The sequence below is a fragment of the Arthrobacter sp. Y3224055 genome (assembly GCF_059090825.1).
In genome coordinates, this window is record NZ_JBNHGB010000003.1 from 480,311 (window position 1) to 502,891 (window position 22,581).

Annotated in this window: 18 protein-coding genes, 1 tRNA gene, 1 other RNA gene and 1 pseudogene; 7 read left to right on the forward strand and 14 right to left on the reverse strand. The window is 63.0% G+C overall.

Annotated elements, in window-relative coordinates; genetic code table 11:
- Nucleotides 1–30 precede the first annotated feature (30 nt).
- The 3 genes from AC5RTY_RS10375 to gnd all read left to right on the forward strand — a co-directional run bounded on the left by AC5RTY_RS10375 (nt 31) and on the right by gnd (nt 2,921).
- A tRNA-Val gene (locus AC5RTY_RS10375) sits at nt 31–103 on the forward strand.
- A 1,099-nt stretch (nt 104–1,202) separates the two neighbouring features.
- On the forward strand, nt 1,203–1,358 hold the full coding sequence (locus tag AC5RTY_RS10380; protein ID WP_494012287.1) for a hypothetical protein: 156 nt from the start codon (nt 1,203–1,205) through the stop codon (nt 1,356–1,358).
- Nucleotides 1,359–1,484: 126 nt separating this feature from the next.
- Entirely contained in the window at nt 1,485–2,921 is a 1,437-nt protein-coding gene (gene gnd / locus AC5RTY_RS10385) for an NADP-dependent phosphogluconate dehydrogenase (protein ID WP_494139477.1), read from the forward strand.
- Nucleotides 2,922–3,095: 174 nt separating this feature from the next.
- Here gnd and AC5RTY_RS10390 read toward each other — a convergent pair whose 3' ends face one another.
- From AC5RTY_RS10390 to msrA, 7 genes are all read right to left on the reverse strand, one after another.
- Nucleotides 3,096–3,620: a DUF1360 domain-containing protein gene (locus tag AC5RTY_RS10390; protein ID WP_494139478.1), complete on the reverse strand. Its 525-nt coding sequence runs from the start codon at nt 3,618–3,620 to the stop codon at nt 3,096–3,098.
- A 177-nt stretch (nt 3,621–3,797) separates the two neighbouring features.
- A complete protein-coding gene (locus AC5RTY_RS10395) occupies nt 3,798–4,547 on the reverse strand; it encodes a sunset domain-containing protein (protein ID WP_494139479.1) in 750 nt (249 codons plus the stop codon).
- A 243-nt stretch (nt 4,548–4,790) separates the two neighbouring features.
- Nucleotides 4,791–6,113, reverse strand: a complete 1,323-nt coding sequence (locus AC5RTY_RS10400; protein WP_494139480.1) for a hypothetical protein — start codon at nt 6,111–6,113, stop codon at nt 4,791–4,793.
- Nucleotides 6,114–6,368: 255 nt separating this feature from the next.
- The gene (locus tag AC5RTY_RS10405; RefSeq protein WP_494139481.1) at nt 6,369–7,355 is read right to left on the reverse strand and encodes a diaminopimelate dehydrogenase; all 987 of its coding nucleotides are present in this window, start codon (nt 7,353–7,355) and stop codon (nt 6,369–6,371) included.
- Nucleotides 7,356–7,402: 47 nt separating this feature from the next.
- Complete coding sequence (gene epsC, locus AC5RTY_RS10410) at nt 7,403–7,990, reverse strand: serine O-acetyltransferase EpsC (RefSeq protein ID WP_493977395.1); 588 nt, start codon at nt 7,988–7,990, stop codon at nt 7,403–7,405.
- A gap of 47 nt (nt 7,991–8,037) precedes the next feature.
- Complete coding sequence (gene cysK, locus AC5RTY_RS10415) at nt 8,038–8,973, reverse strand: cysteine synthase A (protein ID WP_493977396.1); 936 nt, start codon at nt 8,971–8,973, stop codon at nt 8,038–8,040.
- An 85-nt stretch (nt 8,974–9,058) separates the two neighbouring features.
- Nucleotides 9,059–9,583 carry a peptide-methionine (S)-S-oxide reductase MsrA gene (msrA, locus tag AC5RTY_RS10420; protein WP_494012281.1) on the reverse strand — a complete coding sequence of 175 codons (525 nt, stop codon included), beginning with the start codon at nt 9,581–9,583 and terminating at the stop codon, nt 9,059–9,061.
- Nucleotides 9,584–9,681: 98 nt separating this feature from the next.
- Between msrA and AC5RTY_RS10425 the strand changes: the two genes are divergently transcribed.
- A complete protein-coding gene (locus tag AC5RTY_RS10425) occupies nt 9,682–10,746 on the forward strand; it encodes a Nif3-like dinuclear metal center hexameric protein (protein WP_494012280.1) in 1,065 nt (354 codons plus the stop codon).
- A gap of 74 nt (nt 10,747–10,820) precedes the next feature.
- Entirely contained in the window at nt 10,821–11,561 is a 741-nt protein-coding gene (locus AC5RTY_RS10430) for a zinc ribbon domain-containing protein (RefSeq protein ID WP_494012279.1), read from the forward strand.
- A 3-nt stretch (nt 11,562–11,564) separates the two neighbouring features.
- On the opposite strand, the gene AC5RTY_RS10435 is transcribed toward AC5RTY_RS10430, so the two are convergent.
- The 3 genes from AC5RTY_RS10435 to AC5RTY_RS10445 all read right to left on the reverse strand — a co-directional run bounded on the left by AC5RTY_RS10435 (nt 11,565) and on the right by AC5RTY_RS10445 (nt 15,390).
- Nucleotides 11,565–12,398: a hypothetical protein gene (locus tag AC5RTY_RS10435; RefSeq protein WP_494139482.1), complete on the reverse strand. Its 834-nt coding sequence runs from the start codon at nt 12,396–12,398 to the stop codon at nt 11,565–11,567.
- Nucleotides 12,399–12,711: 313 nt separating this feature from the next.
- The gene (locus AC5RTY_RS10440; protein ID WP_494012277.1) at nt 12,712–14,481 is read right to left on the reverse strand and encodes a hypothetical protein; all 1,770 of its coding nucleotides are present in this window, start codon (nt 14,479–14,481) and stop codon (nt 12,712–12,714) included.
- A gap of 144 nt (nt 14,482–14,625) precedes the next feature.
- Nucleotides 14,626–15,390, reverse strand: a complete 765-nt coding sequence (locus AC5RTY_RS10445) for a YaaA family protein (protein WP_494012276.1) — start codon at nt 15,388–15,390, stop codon at nt 14,626–14,628.
- A gap of 127 nt (nt 15,391–15,517) precedes the next feature.
- On the opposite strand from AC5RTY_RS10445, the gene rnpB reads away from it, so the two are divergent.
- Nucleotides 15,518–15,909, forward strand: an RNA gene (gene rnpB, locus AC5RTY_RS10450) — RNase P RNA component class A.
- A gap of 488 nt (nt 15,910–16,397) precedes the next feature.
- Here the strand turns inward: rnpB and AC5RTY_RS10455 are convergent.
- Nucleotides 16,398–16,570, reverse strand: a pseudogene (locus AC5RTY_RS10455) (IS110 family transposase); the annotation flags it as partial.
- A gap of 693 nt (nt 16,571–17,263) precedes the next feature.
- On the opposite strand from AC5RTY_RS10455, the gene AC5RTY_RS10460 reads away from it, so the two are divergent.
- Nucleotides 17,264–19,339, forward strand: a complete 2,076-nt coding sequence (locus AC5RTY_RS10460) for an acyltransferase family protein (RefSeq protein WP_494012275.1) — start codon at nt 17,264–17,266, stop codon at nt 19,337–19,339.
- 233 nt (nt 19,340–19,572) lie between these two features.
- On the opposite strand, the gene AC5RTY_RS10465 is transcribed toward AC5RTY_RS10460, so the two are convergent.
- The 3 genes from AC5RTY_RS10465 to AC5RTY_RS10475 form a co-directional block, all read right to left on the reverse strand.
- Entirely contained in the window at nt 19,573–19,743 is a 171-nt protein-coding gene (locus AC5RTY_RS10465; protein ID WP_494012274.1) for a transposase, read from the reverse strand.
- Nucleotides 19,744–20,107: 364 nt separating this feature from the next.
- Nucleotides 20,108–20,323 carry a hypothetical protein gene (locus AC5RTY_RS10470; RefSeq protein WP_494139483.1) on the reverse strand — a complete coding sequence of 72 codons (216 nt, stop codon included), beginning with the start codon at nt 20,321–20,323 and terminating at the stop codon, nt 20,108–20,110.
- 366 nt (nt 20,324–20,689) lie between these two features.
- Entirely contained in the window at nt 20,690–22,399 is a 1,710-nt protein-coding gene (locus tag AC5RTY_RS10475; protein WP_494012273.1) for a hypothetical protein, read from the reverse strand.
- Nucleotides 22,400–22,581: the final 182 nt, after the last annotated feature.

Sequence of the window (22,581 nt, forward strand, 5' to 3'; positions counted from 1 at the left end):
GCTCCGCGGTCCCGCTTTCGACATTACAACGGGTCTTTAGCTCAGCTGGTAGAGCGCCACGTTTACACCGTGGATGTCATCGGTTCGATCCCGGTAGGACCCACGGACAAACCCCGCACTGTCAGGCAAGACGCCTGGGAATGCGGGGTTTTTTCGTGCCCGGCTCCACTGGCCGGGCTGAGCCGCAGTCTCCGGTTTCTGGGTTCAGCTTCGATTCCTAAGTGAATCTTGAGGTCCAGCGGGCGCCTGCCGGTGTAACGTGGGGCTCCCGGTGGCCGCTGCAGGGGGCAGTGGAACCGGATGGATGAGGTAAGGGCCCCGCCCGCTGTTGGGGGATGGGCGGGGCTGTCCCTCAGCGTTGCAGATGCCGGATAAGGTGTTCGTCCGCGCACAGCATTCGACCGCGTCGAAGCCCCTTTCCCGCGAATCCGACACCCGGCCCGGCGGCCCCATCTTCCGCACCGCCCGGCAAGGACACGCCGTCCTGCCGCGCCGCCGCATGGGCTCGTGCGGGACATCTACCGGCACGTGAAAAACTTGTCAGCCATACTCGTCGCTCGCGAGAAATCTCGTCTCGGGGATCACAGCCGGCACACAGGTCCAAAGGGAAAGGCACTGTCCCGTGAGGGACAGTGCCTTTCGGGGCAGCCGTTAGATGGGGGATCAACGGAACTGCCAGGGGATAAGCGGTGCAGCAACCGGGGAGATGGGGGCTCCCGGGCGTTCAATGCCACCGCCAAGCCACAGTCTGCCATGACCCGTGGGCATTTCTCAACCACCATGATTGATCAGTTAAGCGTGTCGCTCGTTATCGGCAAATACGGGTCAAAACACGGCACGCGCCCTTACCATCCGCGAGCCGCCGAACGGTGCTGCCGAGTACTTATTGTGCCGATCTTATGCCAAGACAGAGCGGCCGCTGCGTCATGCAATAACGGTTAAGCAACGGCGCCGTGAAGCTCTCTACAACCGGCCTCCGGTCTGCAACGCTGGACCGATCATGCTGGTTTTCACGAGGGGCAACAATGGAGAAGTTCTGCCGGACTGCAGGCCACGCTTTCGTCCCTGCATGCACCGTCTCGGCACGGCGTTGTGCCTGCTCCGGAACGCACCGCCGGCCGTGGACCGGACAGGACCTCGGCCTGCTACCGGCGCAGGACCCGCTGGATGAAATCGGGCTGCCCGCGGCCTCGCCTCGAGCGTTGACCCCCCGCCCGGATCCCGGCACGGACGCCATCGCCGGCAGGGGCTTTCCCGGCGCCACTGCCGGCAGGGGCTTTCCCGGCGAGGACGACGCGGACGATGACGCAATCGACGCCTGGCTGCGCTTCCGCCCCTCGGCTGCCCCCGGCGAATGAGTCATAGCTAACGTCAGCCCGCTTAGCCGGTGCCGCCGGTCGGGATTAGGCTTGAGGAGGAACCACGGCCCGCTCGGGCTGTACGCTGACGTCCCTGACCGCGGGGACCGCACACATGGAGACTCAATGAGCGCACACATCGGTGTGACAGGTCTGGCCGTCATGGGCGCCAACCTGGCACGGAACTTCGCCCGCAACGGCTACACGGTCGCCCTGCACAACCGCTCGGTGGAAAAGACGGACGCCCTGCTGTCCGCCCACGGCGACGAGGGCGACTTCATCCGCACCGAGTCGCTGCAGGAGCTGGTGGAGAACCTGCAGAAGCCCCGCCGCGTGCTCATCATGGTCAAGGCCGGCAAGCCGGTCGACTCCGTCATCGAGCAGTTGGTGCCGTTGCTGGAAGAGGGCGACATCGTCATTGACGCCGGCAACTCGCACTACGAGGACACCCGGCGCCGCGAGGCCGCCTTGGCCGAGAAGGGGCTGCACTTCGTCGGCATCGGGGTCTCGGGCGGCGAGGAAGGGGCGCTCCTCGGCCCATCCATCATGCCCGGCGGCTCCCGGCAGTCCTACGACTCGCTCGGCCCCATGCTGGAAAAGATCTCCGCCAAGTACGACGGCGAACCCTGCTGCAGCTGGGTGGGCACGGATGGCGCGGGCCATTTCGTAAAGATGGTGCACAACGGCATCGAGTACGCGGACATGCAGGTCATCGGCGAGGCCTACGACCTGCTCCGCACCGGTGCAGGCCTGGAACCGCAGCAGCAGGCCGAGATCTTCACCGCGTGGAACAAGACCGAGCTCTCGTCCTTCCTGATTGAGATCACCGCCGAGGTGCTTGCCCACACGGACGCCAAGACTGGCAAGCCGTTCGTCGACGTGGTGGTGGACTCGGCCGGGCAGAAGGGCACCGGGCGCTGGACCGTCGTCTCCGCACTGGAGCTCGGATCGCCGGTCTCCGGCATTGCCGAGTCGGTTTTCGCGCGCGGCCTTTCCTCGCAGCGCGGCCAGCGGGCGATTGCCCAGGACGTGCTCTCAGGGCACGAAGAGGACGTTAAGGTCCCCCAGAGCTTCGTCGAGGACGTCCGCCAGGCGTTGTTCGCGTCCAAGCTGGTCAGCTACGCCCAGGGCATCGACATGCTCGGTTCCGCCGCGGGCGAGTACGGCTGGGACCTGAAGCTGGACGAGATCGCCTCGCTCTGGCGCGCCGGCTGCATCATCCGCGCAGAACTGCTGGACGACATCATGAAGGCCTACGCCGGCGACTCCAAGCCGGAGAACCTGCTCTTCGCCCCGGCCTTCGCCGAAGCGATCGGCGCGGCAGTCCCCGCTTGGCGCCGCGTGGTGGCCACCGCCGTCCAGCTGGGCATCCCGGTACCGGTGTTCGCATCCTCGCTGGCCTACTACGACGGGCTGCGCCGTAAGCGCCTGCCTGCCGCCCTGACCCAGGGCCTGCGCGACCTCTTCGGCGCCCACACCTACGGGCGGACGGACGCCGAAGGCACCTTCCACACCCTTTGGAGCGGCGACAAGTCCGAGGTTTCCGCGGTCGACACGCACTGAGGCTTAACTGTGGCGAACGCCCCGTACCTGCACAAGCAGATGCGGGGCGTTCGCTGTTTGCACGGTGAGTATTAGGCGTCTTGCCGCGCCTCAACTCCTGTTCGGTCGACGGCTCCGGCGGCTTCAACCCGGTTTAGTCCGGGACTCAGGAGGCCGGGAGCGGTGCGTCGGAACTCATGCCGCCGACTTCTGCACCTTGGAGTAGAAGAACTGGAGGAGGTCGGAGCCGAATTCGGCGCTGAACAGCGCGGCGGTCCAGCGGGTTGGCTTGGGAGCCAGCAGCAGGCCGAAGATGAAGCCGCTGGCCACCCATTGGCCCAGGCAGAACGGGCACGTCAATAGTTCGCCAATGGCTTTCCGTGGCCCAGTGCCGCGTACGTCTTCGGCCAGTTCAGCTGCTCCGCTTTGCCCTTTGAAGGTAGTGAAGGGGGCCCGCAGCGGGCTGGTGACCGGGGCCTTGGTCAGCAGGCGGGAGAGCTTGTGCGTGGCAATGGCGATCAGCGCCAGGTCGCTCCACCGGGGTGCGTCCGGCAGCGTGCGGCGAGAGCGGCGAACGGCGGCCGTCCCCAAGGCCAGTCCTGCGCCGTGGACGCCCATCAGCAACAGGAATGAGCCCAGCGGCCGGTGCTCCCCGTGGGTGTATTCATCCTTCTCGCGCCGCAGCAGGGCCCGTAATGTCTGTGCTTTTTCCTGATACATCTGTTGCTTGCCTTCCCGGTCTGGTGCCTGGGGCGAGTTTATCGACGCCATGGGCGACGCAACAGGGCGGGACGTTGGTGAGGCCGCACAACCGGCGGGCGAAATCCGCGCGGTTAAGCGGAAATCGGCCCCTCCTCGGGAAGTTGAGGAGGGGCCGATTTTCAGGTCTGCGTCCTGCTATCGCTTTGAAGCGCGGTAGCCTGCAGCCCGAGCTGCACCCTCGGTAGCGAAGCACTCTTCGGGGTTAGTGCGCGAGTAGAAGCCGCCGCCTGGGACGTGATAAATCCACTCGCCTGAGGAGCTTTGATTGCCCTTGATCGGGTATCCGGGCGGGCAATAGTTTCCGTTGGGGGCACTTCGAGTGGGCTTCGTACCGGCCTTGATCGTCAGCCACTGAGTTTTCGTGGCAGTCCGCGTGTAGGTCGACGCCGGCAACCGGTACTTTACCGTCGTGGTGACCTTATACTTGCCGGCCCGCAAGGAGACCGACTTCTTGTTCTTGGCCACAGTCTTACTGCCGGCTTTCACCGTCAGCGTCTTGGACACGACTTTTACGCCCTTGGCGGCCGACACGTTCGGCTTGATGGTCGCGGTGCCGTTGTAAGGAGCCTTCTTGCCGGCAATGGTCTTCAGCGCCACGGCAGTGCGGACCACGAGCTTCTGCGTCTTCGACGTCGTCTTGACCTTCGAGTAGACGCGCTGGCCGTCCACTTCTGCGTACGTCTTGTACTTCACGGTTGTGGCAACCGAGTAAGTTCCGGCCTTGAGCTTCGCGCTCTTCTTGTTCTTGAGCACGGTCTTGCTGCCTTGCTTGACCGTGATGGTCTTGGCTGTCACGGTGACCCAGCCGGTGGCGGCAACCGTGGGCTTCACCGTTGCAGTGCCGTTGACGGGGGCAACCGGGCTGCCGATATTTTTGATCGCCACGCTCGTTTCGGGCGCAGGCGTCGGGACCGTCGCCCCGACGGCGGGACCAGTCACCGCGGTGGCGGCCTGGACGGGAGCCGCGGTTGCGGCAGTGACGGAGCCTAGAAGGAGCGAGGCAGCGGCTGCGAACGCAGCGGCGCCACGCACGTGAGGTGCGAGTTTCAATTTCCCCAACTTTCCCGGGCGCAGCCCGGAACCATAATGATTTACTGGTTAATCGTACGAGCAATAATGCTCAGGCACCTAGAATCCTTGGACGTACTCAACGGAGTCGTCGTACCAATCGGTGATGCGCCAGACTCCGCCCTTGACTGCAGCGGCCGGGACATCGGCAAAAACCACGCCGTAACCAATGGAGGAATCAACGTCCACCGTCGGCGGAAGCAGCGGCCCCATGTCGAGATAGGAATCTATTACCGTATACCCGGAGTCGTCGTAGGTGTTCCCGTCTGCACCGATGTATTCCACGACGATCCAGTCGGCCGGATCCATGGTGGAATCGCTGCTGTTACCCAAGAGCAATTCCACGTAAAGATCCGCTTTTCCTGACTCTGTGTTGCTTGGGTATTGACGTGGTTCGAAGAACAGCACGTTCCAGTCAGGCAAAGTGAATATTTTGTCGATAGCGAAGGGGTCTTGCCTCGACGATCGTACAAACAGCACCATTTCGGCTGAGGTCGCTTTTCCGGCTTTGTTCGTTACTACGACCCGGTAGGTATCCAGTTCGTTCTTCGACCGTGCGGTAAACGTGTAGTTCGCGCTTGTTGCTCCCGAAATCCTCTTCCACGAGACCTTTCCGTCGGTTCCTTCGACCCCACGTTCCCACGCGTAGGACAGGGATCCGCCCGTGGCTTGGCTCTTGATAGTGATGGATTGGCCAGTGGTGGTCTCAATCGAACGCGGCATCTTAACCGTCGGTTTGACGACGGTCGTGACCTTCACGCTGTTGGAAGTTGCCTTTCCCGCCTTGTTGCCCGCTACGGCCCGGTACTCGGTTACTGACTGTCCGAAGGGAGTTGTGAAGGTGTGGGTTGACCTGGTGGCCGAGGAAATGTTCGCCCATTTGGATCCTGCCTTACGCTGCCACTGGTATGACATGGCTCCGCCACTCGCTTTGACTGAAAGCGTTACCTTCGATCGTGCCGGAGTGGTCACGTTCTTGGGCTCGGTTGTGATCCTGGGTGAGGTGACAACGGTGAGCGTGGCGCTCCTCGACTTGATCTTTGAGCGGGAGTTGGAGACGATCACGCGGTACTGCGCTCCATTAAGGCTGGCCGTGGCCTTGACCTTGAGAGTGTGGGTTTTGGCAGAAGCTCCGGTGGCTTTGACCCAGTTGTAGGACTTAGGTTTTTTGACCTGCCATTGATACCTGAGTTTGCTGCCGACTGCCTTGACGTTGAAGCTATGGGTCTTGCCGCTGGCCACAGTTGAGGACTTCGGGGCACCCGTGATCGTTGCCTTCACGACTGCCGTGGAGACCGCTGTCGTTGAAGCGACGGTAACGCCGACTGGGTTCGCCTGAGCCTGAGCGAGTGTTATTGGTGCAGTAAATAAAAGAGTGGCCATTGAAACTGTAACGGCGCGCTGAAGTAGCCTTTTCAAGAATTTCCCCCAACAGGAATGACAACAGAGCAGACGGAAGAGAAAGCTCCTCGTCAGGTTGAGGAGTTATCCGAATAATACTCAATCATTCGGCATAAGCAGTCAACGGCGTCATCGGAGCCCGAGAAACCCTGACAGACAGCGAGAGGCCCCTCTGCTCCGCGCAGAGGGGCCTCTTAGGATCGATGGTCGAGCCTACCGGTAGACCGCGACGAGTTGCTACAGCAACTCAGCGCGCAGTTCCGCCGCAGATTTGGGGGAGAGCAGGCCGGGCGGTACGTCGAAGACGGTGACCGCGCCGAACCGGCCCTGCCGGTGCAGGCGGTGCACCGCCCTCGCGTAGGCCACCAGGACACTGGCGGTGAACTCCGGGTTGCTCTCCAGCGAGAGTCCGTACTCGATGACCTGGGCGTGTTCCTCGCTCGTGTTGCCGCTGCGGATGGTCATCCCGCCGTGCGGCATGGCGCTGTGGTCGCGGGCCAGCTCCTCGGCGGTGATGAAGTGGACCTCGGTGTCGTACTGGTCGAAGTAGTGCGGCATGGTCACGATGGCTTCCTTGACCGCTGCGGGGTCGGCGCCGTCTGCCAGCACCACGAAGCATTCACGGGTGTGCTTCTGCCGCGTTTCCAGCTGCGGGCGGCTGCCGTCGCGCACCTGTTCAATCGCGGCTTCCGACGGCAGTGTGTACTGCACCCCGGCTGCGACACCGGGAACCCGGCGGACGGCGTCGGAATGTCCCTGGCTCAGACCGCGGCCCCAGAAGGTGTAGGTGTCGCCGTCGGGCAGGAGGGCCTCCCCGTACACCCGGTTGATGGAAAACATGCCCGGGTCCCAGCCGGCGGAAATCAGCGCTGTCTTCCCGGCGGCCCGCGCCGGCGCGTCGACGGCGTCGAAGTATTCGGGAATGTGGGCGTGCGTGTCGAAGCTGTCCACCGTGTTAAAGCGGGCCGCCATGACCGGACCCTGCTGCGGGAGGTCCTCCTTGGAACCGCCGCACAGGATCAGCACGTCGATGCTGTCTTCGTGGGCGGCCAGGTCGTCCATGGCGTATACGGCAGTCTCCTCGCGCAGCGTGGCAAGGTCCCCGGGGGACCGGCGGGTGAAGACCCCGGCCAGTTCCATGTCTGGGTTCTTGGCTACCGCGGCCTCCACGCCGCGGCCCAGGTTTCCGTAGCCGGCTATGCCGATGCGGATCGATTCGCCCACGGCTTGTCCTCTCGTCAGGTTCAACGTTTATCGGGCAGCAGTGGACGTTAGATCCACATCGCCGGGTCGATGTATTCGGCCGGGTCGACGGCCGGCTTGGTTTCGCGCTGCGGATCGCGGTGCCGGAAGGTGGCCGGAATGCCGGTGATGATCGATTCCGGCGGAGCGTCCTTGACCACCACGGCGTTCGCCCCGACGGCGCTGTCGGCCCCGATGACCACGGGGCCCAGCACTTTGGCCCCGGCACCGATGACCACCCGGTCGCCGATGGTTGGGTGGCGCTTGACCTTGTCCAGCGAACGGCCGCCGAGCGTGACGCCGTGGTAGAGCATCACGTCGTCGCCGATTTCGGCCGTCTCACCGATCACCACGCCCATGCCGTGGTCAATGAAGAACCGGCGGCCGATGGTCGCGCCGGGATGGATCTCGATGCCGGTCAGGAAGCGTCCGGCCTGCGAAATCAGCCGGGCCGGCAGCCGCAGCGACGGTTTGGCCCACAGCCTGTGGGTCAGCCGGTGGATCCAAATGGCGTGCAGCCCGGAGTAGGCCAGGAAATTCTCCACGTGGCCCCGGGCCGCCGGGTCGTGCGACCGGGCGGCCTCGAGGTCTTCACGCAGTCGCGCTAGGAAACCCATGTGCTCTTTCTGCTTGAACAGCGCCGCTCGGCGGCAGGGGAAGCTGGTTAGCCGCGGATGTCGTCGTACAGGATCGTGGAAATGTAGCGCTCACCGAAGTCGGGCACCACGGCCACGATCAGCTTACCGGCGTTCTCCGGGCGCTTCGCGACTTCCAGCGCCGCCCACACGGCCGCACCCGAGGAGATGCCGCCGAGGATGCCTTCCTTGATGCCCAGATCGCGGGCGACGGCGACCGACGCCGACGTCGGCGCGTCCAGCACCTCGTCGTAGACGCTGGTGTTCAGCACCTCCGGCACGAAGTTGGCGCCGAGGCCCTGGATCTTGTGCGGGCCGGGGCTGCCGCCGGTGAGGATGGGGGAGTCTTCCGGCTCGACGGCGATGATCTGGACGCCGGGCTTGCGCTCCTTCAGCAGGCCGCCGGCGCCGGTGATGGTGCCGCCGGTGCCGATGCCGGCCACCAGGATGTCCACCTGGCCGTCGGTGTCGGCCCAGATTTCCTCGCCGGTGGTGGTGCGGTGGATCAGCGGGTTGGCCTCATTGGCGAACTGCTGCGCCCAGATGGAGTTTTCCGTGTTGGCCACGATCTCCTTGGCCTTCTCCACAGCGCCGCGCATGCCCTCGGAGCCGGGGGTCAGCACGATTTCGGCACCGAAGGCGCGCAGCATGACCCGGCGCTCGGTGGACATGGTCTCCGGCATGGTCAGGATCACCTTGTAGCCGCGGGCTGCCCCTACCATGGCCAGCGCGATGCCGGTGTTACCGGAGGTGCCCTCCACGATGGTGCCGCCGGGCTTCAGCGCACCTGCCTTCTCGGCGGCGTCGACGATGGCCACGCCAATCCGGTCCTTGACCGAGTTGGCGGGGTTGTAGAACTCCAGCTTCACGGCGATCTGGGCCGGCAGGCCCTCGGTGAGCCGGTTCAGGCGCACCAGCGGGGTGCGCCCCACAACCTGGGTGACGTCGTCGTAAATCGGGGCCATGTTTTCCTGCCTTCTGGCCGTTCGGGCCGTTACAGATGGGGGTAACAAAACTTCTTCCACACTAGTCAGCGCGGCGAGCCGTGAGCTAAGCGGTGAGCCATTCGGCGTAATATTTTCGGGCCTTGGCCAGCTTCGGATTGATGATCACCTGGCAGTAGCCGGCATCGGGATGCTTGGCGTAGAAGTTCTGGTGGTATTCCTCCGCCGGATAGAAATCGGGCAGCCGCACGACCTCGGTCACGATGGGGTCCTGCCAGTCGGACTGTGCGCGCTCGATGGCAGCCTCGAAGGTTCGCTTCTGTTCGTCGTCGACGTAGAACATCGACGAGCGATACTGCGTCCCGACGTCGTAGCCCTGGCGGTTCAGGGTGGTGGGGTTGTGCGATGCGAAGAACATCCCCAGGATGACGTCCTCGGGCACCACCGCTTCGTCGAACGTCACGGCCACCACCTCTGCGTGCCCCGTCGTTCCGGAGCAGACCGCCTCGTAGGAGGGACTCTTCACGTGGCCGCCCGTGTAGCCGGAAACCACCTCGGTGACACCGCGCGTCCTGTTGTAGACCGCGTCGAGGCACCAAAAGCAGCCACCACCAAGCACAAAAGTCTTCATGGCTTAACAATGTCACGGACCCCCTCGAATGTTCCCGGGCCGCGAACGCGGGCGGCGGTCGGTGGGATGACCACCGCGGATGGGGTAGAAAAGGATTCATGGTCGACGACGAACAGCTCCGTACCGGGGATGCCGAAGCCCCAGCAGGCACCGAAGGCTCCGCAGGCACCGAAGGCCCCGTGGGAACCCAGGCTGCCGAGGCAAACGCAACGCCCGACGGCGCCAACGCCCCCGAGGGAAGCGCAACCCCCGAAGGAAACGAAGTCCCCGCAGGAACCGAAGCCGCCGAGGGAACCGAAGCCTCGGTGCGGGACGAAGCGCGGCCGACTACGCCGGTGCTGGGCGATGTGCTCCTGGCCATCGAAGAGCTCTGGCCCGAATCGCTCGCCGAGCAATGGGATGCAGTGGGCCCCGTCGTCGGCCGGCCCTCCTCCGCCGTGCAGAAGATCATGTTCGCCGTGGATCCGACAACCGAAGTGATCACCGAGGCCATCGAGTGGGGCGCCGACCTGCTGCTCACGCATCACCCGCTGCTGCTGAAGCCGGTCAACTCGGTCGCAACCACCAGCTTCAAGGGAGACGCCGTGCACCGGCTGATCGAAAGCGGCTGCGCCTTGGTCACGGTTCACACCAACGCTGACAGCGCCGTCGGAGGTGTCTCCGACGTGCTCGCCGACGCGCTCGGGTTGCGGGACGTGCGGCCGCTCTCGCCGGCCGACAACGGGTTGCCGGAAGAAGGCATCGGGCGGGTGGGGGAGCTGGCCGAGGCCAAGACGCTGGGCGAGTTCGCCGAGCAGGTATTCAGCATCCTGCCGGCGGTCGCCGGGGGAGTGAGGGTGGCCGGCGACCGCAACGGGATCATCCGCAGTGTGGCCGTGTGCGGCGGTGCCGGCGACTCGCTGCTCGATCAGGTCCGCACGTCGCGGGCGGACGTTTATGTCACGGCCGACCTGCGCCACCACCCGGCGTCCGAAGCGCGAGAGGGGGCCGTGGACGGCCGGCCGTATCTCATCGACGTCTCTCATTTCGGCAGTGAATGGTTGTGGCTGACGCCGGCGTCCGTGGCGCTGGACAATGTCCTGGCCGACCAGGGCTACTCGGTGGAAGTCAAGGTCAGCGTCACCAACACCGATCCGTGGGATTTCGTCCTGACTCCGGGGTAGCAGCGCTTCGTCCGGACTGTAGGCTTGGACGAGGCTGAACCGCAGTGGTTCCGCAGCGTTTTGAAAGGACGTACATGGCGAAGGCACCGGCTTCCGAGCAACTGAGGTTGCTCGACCTGCAGGCACTGGACGGCAAGCTCACCCAACTGAGCCGCCGCGCTGCAGCCACCGCCAAGAACGCCGACATCGACGCGCTGGCGGAGAAGCTGGCGGCCGCCGACTCGTCGCTGGTCGCCCTTAACACGGAGATTGCGGACACCGAACGCGAGCTGAAGCGCGCCGAAGGCGACGTGGAAACTGTCCAGTCGCGGATCGAACGCGACCAAAAGCGTCTGGACAGCGGAGCGGGTTCGCCCAAGGACCTGACAGCGCTGCAGCACGAACTGGTGTCGCTGAACAGGCGCCGCGGCGACCTGGAAGACGTGGAGCTGGAAGTGATGGAGCGCCTCGAGGGGCTCCGCACCCGGCAGGCCGAGCACCAGCAGGCCAACGACCAGTTGCGCGAAGAACTGTCCGGTTTGGAGCGCGCCCGCGACGAAGAGCTCGCCGGCATCGAAAGCGAACGTGCCGCGGCAGCCGCTGAACGCCAGAAAGTTGCCGGCAGCTTCGAGGCCTCCCTGCTGGCCGTCTACGAAAAGACCCTTGCCCACCGGGGCATCGGCGCCGCCCGGTTGTTCCATGGCAAGTCGGAGGGCTCCGGCATGCAGCTCAGCCCTGGCGACCTGGCCGACATCCGCAAGGCCGCAACCGACGACATCGTCTTCTGCCCCGACTCCGGCTGCATCCTGGTCCGCTCGGAGGAGTGGGGCAGCTAGCGGTCACCTTCGGGCCGGGCATGCATGGAGACGGCGCTCACCGGCTGTTTTTGGTGGCGGGAGCCAGCCCAGGTTTCCGAGCTTGTCCTCGATAACGTCCCGCAGGACCGCACAGCCCGCCGCATTCAGATGCGCACTGTTGCTGGAGAGACTGGGCGGCTTGTTGCCCCTCGCCTGTTCTGAGAGGTCCTCCGGCGTCGGCCGGATGCCTGCCATCTCCCAGATCCCTCGATGCGTCAGCAGGTGGTCCAGATCCAGGTACCGCGAGCCGTACCGCGTCTTCAGGGCATCATTGACTCGGTAGATGCGCCGCCGCACGAGCGACGATGCGTGCGTCCCGGTATTGACAAAATGTCCCCAGATCAGCACGTGTCCGCCGGCGGCGGACAGCCACTCGTCAGCCGCCTGCGCCCACCCGAAAATGGTGTCCGGGTCGGTCGTTGCATGGTGTTTGCCGGTGAGGTTGTTCTTGCCGATGTTCAGGTGGCTGATGCCAGCACGGTACCCGCTTCCCTCGGCGGGGATAAACGGGGTTCCGTGAGGGATCCGCGTGCGATTGCCGGGCTGGGACCGGCGGAAACTGTAGCCAGGTTGGGCGCCGTGAGCCTTGGATAGCTTCCCCGATATGCCCGCGAGGGAGCCCGCAGCGCTGAACGATGCAGCACTCGCGGCGCTCATCGACGGCGAGGTCAGGAGGACGGAGCCGGAGGACGGTATGGCACCGGCATCAAAGCGCGCCGGCCGGGACCCCAGCCGGGCGAGAATCTGCTCAGCGGTCTGCCCGCCGGCGCCGCCGTTGAAGTACGTCATCCCGTAGGCGGAGGCTAGGAACGACAATTCCCGGAACATTCCTGCAGCTGTCGACGAACCCCAGCAGGCCATCTCCAGCGCGCCCGAGCGCAACGGGCCGGCCGCCATCGGAACCGCCGGATTACCGGGGAAATCGGCAGCTACCGCACAGGGGACTGCGGCCAGTACCAGCCCAAGTAAGGCTCGGCGCCGGACGGGGCGCTGAATCGAGGACATAGTGCCTTCCGTTCGGTCAGACCGTCAGTGACAGTGCCCCTGTCACCGATGAAAATGGAGCCGTTCGAGCGCACGCCCAATATAGGCCGTCAGGACGCTGCGGATAAAGTGCAGCAGGGTCTGGTCACCTCAGCACCAGGCGGGACAGCCGCCGTTTGATCTTTCGTCGAATCCTCCGCTGCAGTTCCCTTGGGCGGACCAACCCCGAACCCCGGCGACTCAGAAGTGCTGTGTGGTGCATGGTGGCGCTTGTGGTGCCGTCGCCGTCGGCAGGGCCGATGTCGACGGTTTTGCCGGTGGGGAGGGTGTAGAGCCCAACGGCGCAGCTGAGGCTGACGGAAACCTGGTACGTGCCCGGCGGCAGCGAAGAGACGTCGACGCCGGCGCCCTTGCGGGTGCCGAAGTGCGCGCCGGAGTAGTCGCTGAGCCCGTCGCCGAAGACGTTCGGGTCGCCGCGGAATCCGCCGGCGGCCAGGGTGAAGGCGTGGGTGCCGGCGGGTCCGTGCAGCACCAGGTAGTAGCGGGCAGCTTTACTGTCGGGGATTTCCACGCCGCGGACGGCGAAGTCCCCGTCCAGATGAACCCGGAGCCCGCGGGCCCAGCCGGTGTGCAGCCGGAAGTAGGCCTCCGGCGGTGCGGTGCCGAGGACCGGCCGCACATCCAGCACGGCGCCGCCGGGCCGGGTGCGGAAGCGGTACAACAGTCCGTCCAGCTGTGATTCGGTGTAGAACGGTGTGCTGGAGGCCAGCGGCAGCTCGGCCTCCCGGCCCGGCACCGCCAGTCGCAGCCGCAGCTTGTACGTTCCCGCCGGCAACCCGGCCAGATCGATGCCCTGATGGTTGCGCGAGGAAAACCGTGCCAGTCGGTAATTGCAGTAGGCCTGCTGGAAGTACCGGAAGGAGATGCCCGCGTCCGCGTTCGCACCCAGCTCAAACTCGTGTCGGGTGTCTTCCCCGCCGAGCACCAGGGAGCTGACCAAATCCGCCCACTGTCCGGTGGGGTGCCCGCGCAGGAACCCGACGCCCTCGGGGAAGAACACCGAACCGGCCAGCCTTGCCCCTGTGAGATTGGCCACGGCAGTGCCGGCCTCCCGCTGCCGCGCCAGCACGTCGGCGCCTAGCTGGGGTTCCAGCCGGTTCCCGTTGCGCACCGAGCCGTAGCGCGGCGCAACGTTATCCGCGAGCGCATAGAGAGTGGCCAGAATCAGTGGCACGTTGTAGCGGGTCACATCCGTGTGCTCGTTGACCAGGTCCGACTCTGTCTCGATGTAATTGAAGTTCGGATACTTGGCGAACATCGGCAGTGCGGGCACGATCTGCGCCGCGTGGAACTGGTCCCGCGGGGAGCTGAACAGGTAAATGTTCTTCGCCGTCTGTACATCTGCCGCCACGGCGTCAGGCAGCAGCCGGTCCAGCTCTTCCAGTTCGGACTGCCCGCCCCCACCGGTCAGATGCGTGAAGATCTTGGGCCGGTTCGCGCGGGTATGTGTACCGACATAGATCTGTGGAGCGCTGGCGAGGATATTGCCGAAGTTGTACTTGATGCCCAAATACAGCGCAGCGAACCCGCCCTTGGAAAAACCCGCCAACGTGCATTCTTCGCTGGTCAGCCCCAGCCGCTGCAGCTCTGCATCAATCAATGCAACCACTGCCTGCTCGATGGAGAAGTCCAGATGCCGGCACAGGTAGTACGCGTGCTGCCCGTCGAACTTGTCCTTGATCCAGAGCCAGTGCGCCTGGCTGTCGCTGGAAGCTCTGCCGTCAAACTCGTAGCTGTCCAGCCGTCCTACACCCGCGAACATGACGATCAGGTGTCGCCGGTCCAGCTTGGCCGCGCGCCGCTTGTACTGCACCAGCACGCTGCCGTGGACAAAATCCAGCTCTCCGTCGGCCATGCGCCCAACGCCTCCATCACTGCTTCAAGTACTCGGTCGCCCCGAAACTACGTGGCCTTGATGAACGTCAGGCAAACTCGCGGGTCCGGCATCGACCCCCCCTACCCGGTGATCGACCAAGGGCCGCCAGGCCCGCGTGGAGATCTACTCGCCCAAAACAACGTTCAGCGCGTGCGCCTTGCGGGCCGTTCCATCCACGAGCTCGGCTTGCCAGACTTCCTGCGCCGCCTTTAACAGCGCGGCCGGTGTCTCGGGCGCCTTGCCGCGGCGGGTCAGCAGGTGCCGGGCTAGTTCGCCGCGGGTGTGCTTGGCAAAGTGCGAAACGACCGTGCGCTTGCCGTCGCGTTCCTGGAAAACGTTGACCACCACGGTGCGGGTCGGCTCCGGCGTCCAAGCCGCGGCGTAGGTGCTGGAGCGGCAGTCGACCATCAGGTGCCCCTCGGCGTGCGTGTCCAACGCTTTCGGCAGCCGCTTCTTCCAGTACGAGGCCAGCTTCCCGGTTTCCGGCAGACCCACAGACATGGACAGCCGGTAGGCCGGAATGCTGTCCGCGAAACCGATGGCACCCCAGAGCGCTGAGATGACGACGACGGCGGCGTCCGCCTTGCGCTTTTGCGTGGGGGTCATGGTGCGGTAACCGAGTGCGTCGTACAGCACACCGGAGTAGACGGTGTGCGCCGGGGCGGAGGGTTCGTCGTGCAGCCGGGTGTTTCGCTCCACCTCCGCAGCCAGCGAGGCTCCGACGCCCAGACGGGCGAGCGCCTCCGGGCTCCGGCTGACGTGGGCCAAGGCCGCCAGCACTTCCTCGCGGGCCGGGTTCAGCTCCGGAAACTGCAGGTCCTGCAGCTCGAACGGGTGCCCCTTGGCGGCAGCGGTCTTCCCTTCGGAAGGCGGAAGAAGAATCAGCACCGTAAGAGCCTACCGTCGGACGGCGCCGCAGGACGAAAGGCGGCCCGCCGCCGTCGTCCCCGAAGGGAAGCGGCAGGCGCGGCAGATTACGGGTCACGGGCGGGCAGGCCGTATCCTGAAGGCGGGACGGGTTGGCTGGGCGATCGCGTCGGGCTGGTCCGCGAGGACGAGTCCGCCGAGGAAAGTCCGGGCTCCACAGGGCAGGGTGGTGGGTAACGCCCACTCGGGGAAACCCGCAGGCAAGTGCCACAGAAAACAGACCGCCAGGACTGCTCCGGCAGGGCTTGGTAAGGGTGAAACGGCGGTGTAAGAGACCACCAGCGACCCGGGCGACCGGGACGGCTAGGTAAACCCCACCCGGAGCAAGGCCAGACAGGGCACGATCGAGGGCTGCTCGCCCGAGTGTCCGGGTAGGCCGCTTGAGGGTACCGGCAACGGTGCTCCTAGATGGATGATCGCCACCCGGCGGCGGGCAACTGCCGCAGGTGACAGAACCCGGCTTACAGACCAACCCGTCCCTTTATCCTTGTGCTCGATCGACGACGCTACCGGTGCGACCGTTGCACCATGTCACCGAGGATGAGCCAGCGCCGGCTAACAGTTTGATGTGGTATTAGAGCCGAGAACTGCGGGCAGGTCCTGAAGCTAGACGGCACGGCGGCGGGCTCAACAAGATCCAGATGGCGGTGATTTTTCGCACGAGACCGATGAAAGAGTCGAACGGGAACGAGTAAAGAGGACCACGATAGGGCGGCGGACCTTAAGCATCTGGCGGCATGCGGTGTCTCTTGAGAGCTATTGTGCAGGCGAGTCCGTTTTGCTTGTCCCCTGAATGACGGCGCGAAAGGGGGGGTGTCCCTATGTTCTTCGTCAAGGGGTCAAGCCGAGCTGAGACGTTTCGTGAGGGTCATGTCGCGGAGCATGGCGAAGAGGACATCGCAGCGTCGTCTGGCTAGGGCGGTGAGGGCTTGGGTGTGGCGTTTCCCCTCGGCGCGTTTCCGGTCGTACCGGATCCGGTTCGAAGCAGCCGTCGCCTGCTGCGCCGGGTCATCGTCGAAGCCCCAAAGCATCGACAGTTCCGCAGCCTGTTCATCGGCTAAGTGGCGCGCAGGGTGTGGGGCATGGTTCGGGCAGCCTCGGCGATGATCGCCGCGTCCCGGGCATCGGTTTTCGCCTCGCCTCCTTTGCAGGAACACCGGTGGCAACGCAATTGATGGGGATCCGTTTGGTGACGATGCTGCCGATCCGATCACCGTTCCATCACCTATGGAAGCGCCGCCCAGCACAGCAGCGGATCGGGCCAACCAGACGTAATTGCCGATGCTGAGCGACTTGGATACGTTCACCCGGTCACCTGCGGACATCAAAGATCGCGTGCCCGTCGTCGGCGCGGACTTGGTTGTCGCTGGCGAACATCACATCGTCTCGGCGAACATCACATCGTCTCCAACACGGATCGTCGTACCCTCCGTTGCAGATATGACGACTGCCGTCGTGGTGGAGACGATGTTCCCGATCAGCACTTGCGCGTCTTGCTCCACCCTTATGCTCTGGCCGAAAATGCTGGAACACCCTTATTGCTGCCAACCTCGACCACGCCGTTATCGCAATCGAAGTTGATGCTGAGGCGTCCGAGACGGGCGTCGGGAGCGACCGCCAGACGGTTGTTGGATCCGGTGAACTTAATCTAGATGTCCTGCTCTATGGTTCCGGGATAGACGATCTCGTTCCCTGAGCCGTCGGAATAATTTTGTATTCGATTAACCCTTACCATTGGAACAGCTTAGTAGATTCCGCCGCCAGGCCTACCCCCAATTGATCACCGCAACGCGATGTAACTGCCTGTAGGTCTGGCACCAGAAGAGAGAAACATGTGACAGACCTGTCAGTAAGGAAACCGCTGCCTGCCCGTACCGGGAAACCCTCCAGCTTCCGCCCGGATATCCAGGGAATCCGAACCATCGCGGTCCTATCCGTACTTCTGTACCACGCCGGTGTGCCGTGGCTACCTGGCGGGTTTGTCGGGGTTGATATTTTCTTCGTCGTGTCCGGATTCCTGATTACGGGCGGCCTCGTCAGGGAACTGCAGGAGCATGGGCGATTTTCGCTCAAGGACTTCTATATTCGGCGCATGGCCCGCATCCTGCCGGCGGCATCAGTCACCCTAGTCGCAACCGTTGCTGCCACTTGGCTCCTACTCCCAGAAACGCGTTGGGGGCAGGTTGGCAGAGAGGCTTTCGCGAGCGGCCTGTACTTCGTCAACTGGCTGTTCGCGGAAAGCGCTGTCGATTACCTCGCGCAAGACCAGGCGCCGAGCCCACTGCAGCATTTCTGGTCGCTTGCGGTGGAAGAACAGTTCTACATAGTCTGGCCCCTCCTACTGATAGTGGTGGCATGGCTTGCCCTCCGTTCGAAGGTCGGCCTGCGAAACGGTCTATTCGCGGCTTTGGCCCTGATCGCCATACCGTCTATGGCGTGGTCCATCTACTACACCAATGAAAACCCGGGCGGCGCCTACTTTGTAACGACGACCCGTGTTTGGGAGCTCGCAGTTGGTGCTGGCCTTGCCATCTTGATGAGCAGGTCGCCGGCTCCGTCCAATCTGTTGGCCGGAGTCGTCGGATGGTCTGGACTTGCCGCGGTTTTGGCCGCAGCGTTGCTTTTCAGCGGCCGCTTGCCGTTTCCGAGCTACACCGCCCTGCTGCCCGTTCTCGGCACAGCGGCCCTGATCTGGGGTGGTTTAGTCGCGGGCAGCGGTCCGGCGCGCCTACTCTCTCTGGCACCCATGGTTTGGGTGGGAGGCATTTCCTACTCGTTATACCTTTGGCACTGGCCGCTGCTCGTTATCACTGCAGCACTAGTGGGAGAACTGTCCCCGGCGACGGGGCTCTTAGTGGTCATCGCTGCGATGCTCCCGGCCTGGCTAAGTACCCGGTTCATCGAGAAGCCAGCCCAACGTTACATTCGTGGATTCATGGGAAAGGAAGGAAGTCGCGGCGCGAAGCTGACTCTCGGGGCTGCAGTCTCAGTTTTTGGGGTCATCCCCGCCATGCTGTTGGTCTTAGCCGTGCCGACCGCGCAGACTTCAACGGCCCAACCCGGGCAAGGACCGATCGGCGCTGAAGTGCTGGCCAAAGGTGAGAAAGTCACCGTAGTCGATTCTTTCCCGTCTGTTATCCCTGCTGCCGTCAACGGCGCCAAGGACATGCCGGCCGCCAACACGAACGGGTGCATGCTCGACCATACGACGGTCGAACCGAAGGTCTGCGCGTACGGCGACTTGAAGTCCGACAAGGTGGTAGCCCTCGCTGGCGACTCCCACGCGGCCATGCACATCCCTAGCCTTGACCTGGTAGCGAAGGACGCCGGCTACCGGCTGGATACTTACACCAAGGGATCCTGCCCCTTCGTTACAGTGCCCATCGATTTCCAAGAAAAGCACTACAAAGAGTGTGGCGAGTGGGTGGGCAATGTCACCGACAAGCTCGTCAAGGAAAAGCCTGAACTGGTGATCACCACTATGAGCCGCGCCTATAAGGTGTTCGGATCAGGCTTGAGCTTTGAGGAGAGCAAGCAGCCGATCGCCGATGGCTTGGTCGAAAGGTGGGCCAAGTTTGAGGATGCTGGCATTCCTGTTGCGGCGGTGCGCAGCGTTCCGCGGGCCGGCATTGTGGTCCCGGACTGCGTAGCGGAGAACATGGATCGGCTCTCGGCGTGCAGCTTCGGGCAGGACGAGGGACTCTGGAACGATGGGTCAGAGCTCCGTGCGGCCCGAGCCCTACCAAGTGTCACAGTGGTTGACTTGACTCCCGCATTGTGTGGAGACGGCCGATGCCCGGCTGTGATTGGCGGGGTGCTGGTCTACCGGGATACCAACCACATAACGGCGACTTACTCGCGCACACTGCATCAGCAGATGGCGGAACGCTTGGCTCCGCTCTTGAAGTAGGAAATTGTATGGAGTGTGATCGTTGTCCCCGATACACGCGCAGCATAAGTTGTCCCTCACGCTATTCGGCAGCGTCGTCCTAGCCACCGCGACCGCAACGAGACGCTATTGACCACGGTGCGGTCGGCGACCGGAAACAACCAAGGATCAAGTTCAGTGTGGTTCGGTCCTAGTAGGCGCGTATGGACGGGAGCCTTCAGCGCGGAGATGGCGGAGAAGGAACAGGGCGCGTTTCAGGACTTTATTGCCCTTCTTCGACGGATGGTCGCCGCGGTCGAAGTACCCGATCTCCAGGTCACCGGGGCGAATCCGGAGTAGGAGGCCAGATGTTCTGGGGAGGCGAAGACTTCGCCGACGATCTCGGTGATGATCCGTGCTTCCCTCCTGGCAGCGGCCGCCGGCATGGAGGTCAGGACGAGGTAATGAGGGTGGGCCCTCCACCAGTTCTTAGACCGGGCCAGCACTTGGGCTCGGGAAGTTCGCAGCTGCACCCGTTACGCGGCCAACTGCGGCAATAGGACACCGGCCGCGCCCGCACCGGAGACCACCAGGGCCTGCTCACCCAACGCCGTGAACACCTCGACCGCCCAAGCGCTTGCCAGCCCGCGGCGCAAACCTGACCAGCAGCGCAGCCACCGGGCCTGACCGGCCTTTCACGGGGCATCCGGAGTTAACTATTTGACCAGTAGCTCCGCCATCGCAGGGTGAACCAGATGTGGTCGTCGTCGAAGCCGCGAAGCATCGACAGTTCCACAGCCTGTTCGTCAGCTAAGGCGATGGTGCGCACGGTGTGCGTCTGGGCCGCCTCGGCGATAATGGCAGCGTCCCGGCATCGATCTTGACCTCGCCCGGATGCAGGGCCGAGATGCGGGGCATCGCCAGGCCGGGCAGATAAGCGATCATGATGCAGCGCGACCGCGTGATGGTTGCTCTTGCCACGTCATCCTCGGCAAAGACAGCGACCAAATGGTGCTCTTTGATCACGCCGACTCCAGACATCAATCGATTACGCGTGCTGGCATATCCTGCGGCGGCATAGTCCGGCATCCACGACGGGCGATCTGCCGCCGTCCAAGCTCCGCTAGGTCTTTTCCTCATCAGCGACCCTCTGGCGCCTGTCGATCCCTGGTGACAACACCCACCCGGATTATGAACGACTGGGGGGTAGACACGTGCCGAGGCCCCGACTGGCCAGCGACCCTGATTTTGCCTTTATGGGTCTTCAAAGAAGGAAAACACTGCGACTTCCGCGGAGCGTAGGCTCCCGGAGCTCGACGCGGCAGAAATGTACATCATTCCGGACGGACGCCTGCCTAACTGGTTCACAGGCGCCCCCATAGCTGTTTTGAGCTACTGCTTCAGACGTCTCAAACCCGAAGCGACCAGCCGGGCGCCACCCCATACCCGAGATGAGGATAGGGCCGCATCGTTGCGTTCATCAGCAATTGTCAATGTTAAGTTCAGAGGCCGGGTGAATACCCCGTTTCTCATGAGGGAACTGACATAGAGTTCGTATCGTCCAGATAGGAAGTCTGGTAGTTTTACTCCTCGATACTGAGGAGTCGCAAAGTATCCCTTCGAATAATCGTTCCATGGATCTGCGGTCAATACGGAGACACCATCCCGATGGTCGCTTGCAAGTCTCACTGAGACGACATCTGCGCCCTTACCTATGGGCACAAAAACTAGCCAGTATGATACGTCGGCCGAAGCGGCTACTGGCTGACTCGTGACAGCGAAATATCCTTCAACATGAATCTTCTGCCCAGATAACCACGACTTGCGGAGCTTGAAAAAGGCAGGACTCGTAGCGTCCCCGAGTAAGGGACGCTTTTGGAGAGCCAAATTACCTGCCGAACTGGTCAGGTAATAGGCCGAATCTTTATAGGCGGTTCTTGAGTTTTTCAGGGCAGGAAAATCCGCAGCCTCAGCTTCGATTCCAGCGTGCTTCACTCTTATGCCGATCTTATACACTCCGTGAGGAACGGGTGATAAGTCAATGCCTCTTTCTCCGAGGCTCGCGAAACTACCCGCACGATATTCACAGTAGGTACTTTCAAAGTACTTGGCGCTAAGAGTTGAATCCAGCACGCTCCCCAGGGGGAACTCTAGATCGTCTGTCACGGAAGTAAGACGGAGATGGGACTTCACACTGCCGTGCTCGGCAGCTGGATAGCCCAAAATGAAGGCATGGCCCTTCGGGTAAAGCTTTCCTTCGGCAATAGTGGCGTCATTAATGGCACAGGCAAGTTGCCGCCGCTCCTGCAATTCAGATATCCGGTGTGTATCTTCTGTTGAGCCGATGCAACCGCTCCCATTAGTGACATTTCCATACCGGGGCACCAGACCATCTGCTAGTGCTCCGACCGTAGAGATCATGAAGGGAACGTTGTACCGTATGACTTCCGAGTGTTGACGCACTATTGGACTTATCGTTGTTATGAAATTGAAGTTTTCATATTTTGCATAAAGATCCAAATAGGGAAGAATTTCGGTTTCATACTGCACGTCGGCCGGAGAGCTCACTAAGTATAGGTTGCGTTTTCTGTTGGAGTCGGCAGCTAGGACGTCGGGTACAAGGCTGTCCAAAGCTACGACTTCCTGGTCTGAACCACTCGATGTAAGGCCTTTGAGTACGTCTGGTCGTTCTTCGCGGTTCCCGCTTCCAATCCGTAGGCGCGGAACCACGGCCACTATACTTCCATAGTCGTATTTCGCGCCGTGATAGAGGCTTGCACTTCCACCCTTCGACGCTCCCATTAGCGTGCACTGTTCTTTGGACAATCCCAACCTAATGCGGGTCGTCTCAATAAGCTCGTGAACGGATTCTTCTGGTGTGAATCCGCTCGAGTCGCGGATATAGTAAGTGTTGAGAGGATCCCGGATCCACAAAATCGCGCACCGGAGGGACCGCGCGGCGATCCCCTGAAAATCGTAAGTGCCTGCGAAGCCGCTTGAGAATATCACAAGAAGATGGCGCCGATCTTGTTCCGCTTTCTTATACTTGTAGTAAACGGAATGGCCATTGTACGAGTATGATTGTTCCGGAATGTCATTCATGCAATTCTCTTTGGGTTGCGTTGGGTTGGATCGAGGTTCGGTTGCATCATCTGCCCCTGCGCCTGACGCAAGGGCAGATATTGCCGGCGAACAAGTATGGAGCTCAGCCCGAAAATTCTAGCAGTCGGTGATGTAAGCCCGGGATGCAGGATGCGAAAGCAGGGGAGGGGCGGTATCTTGGG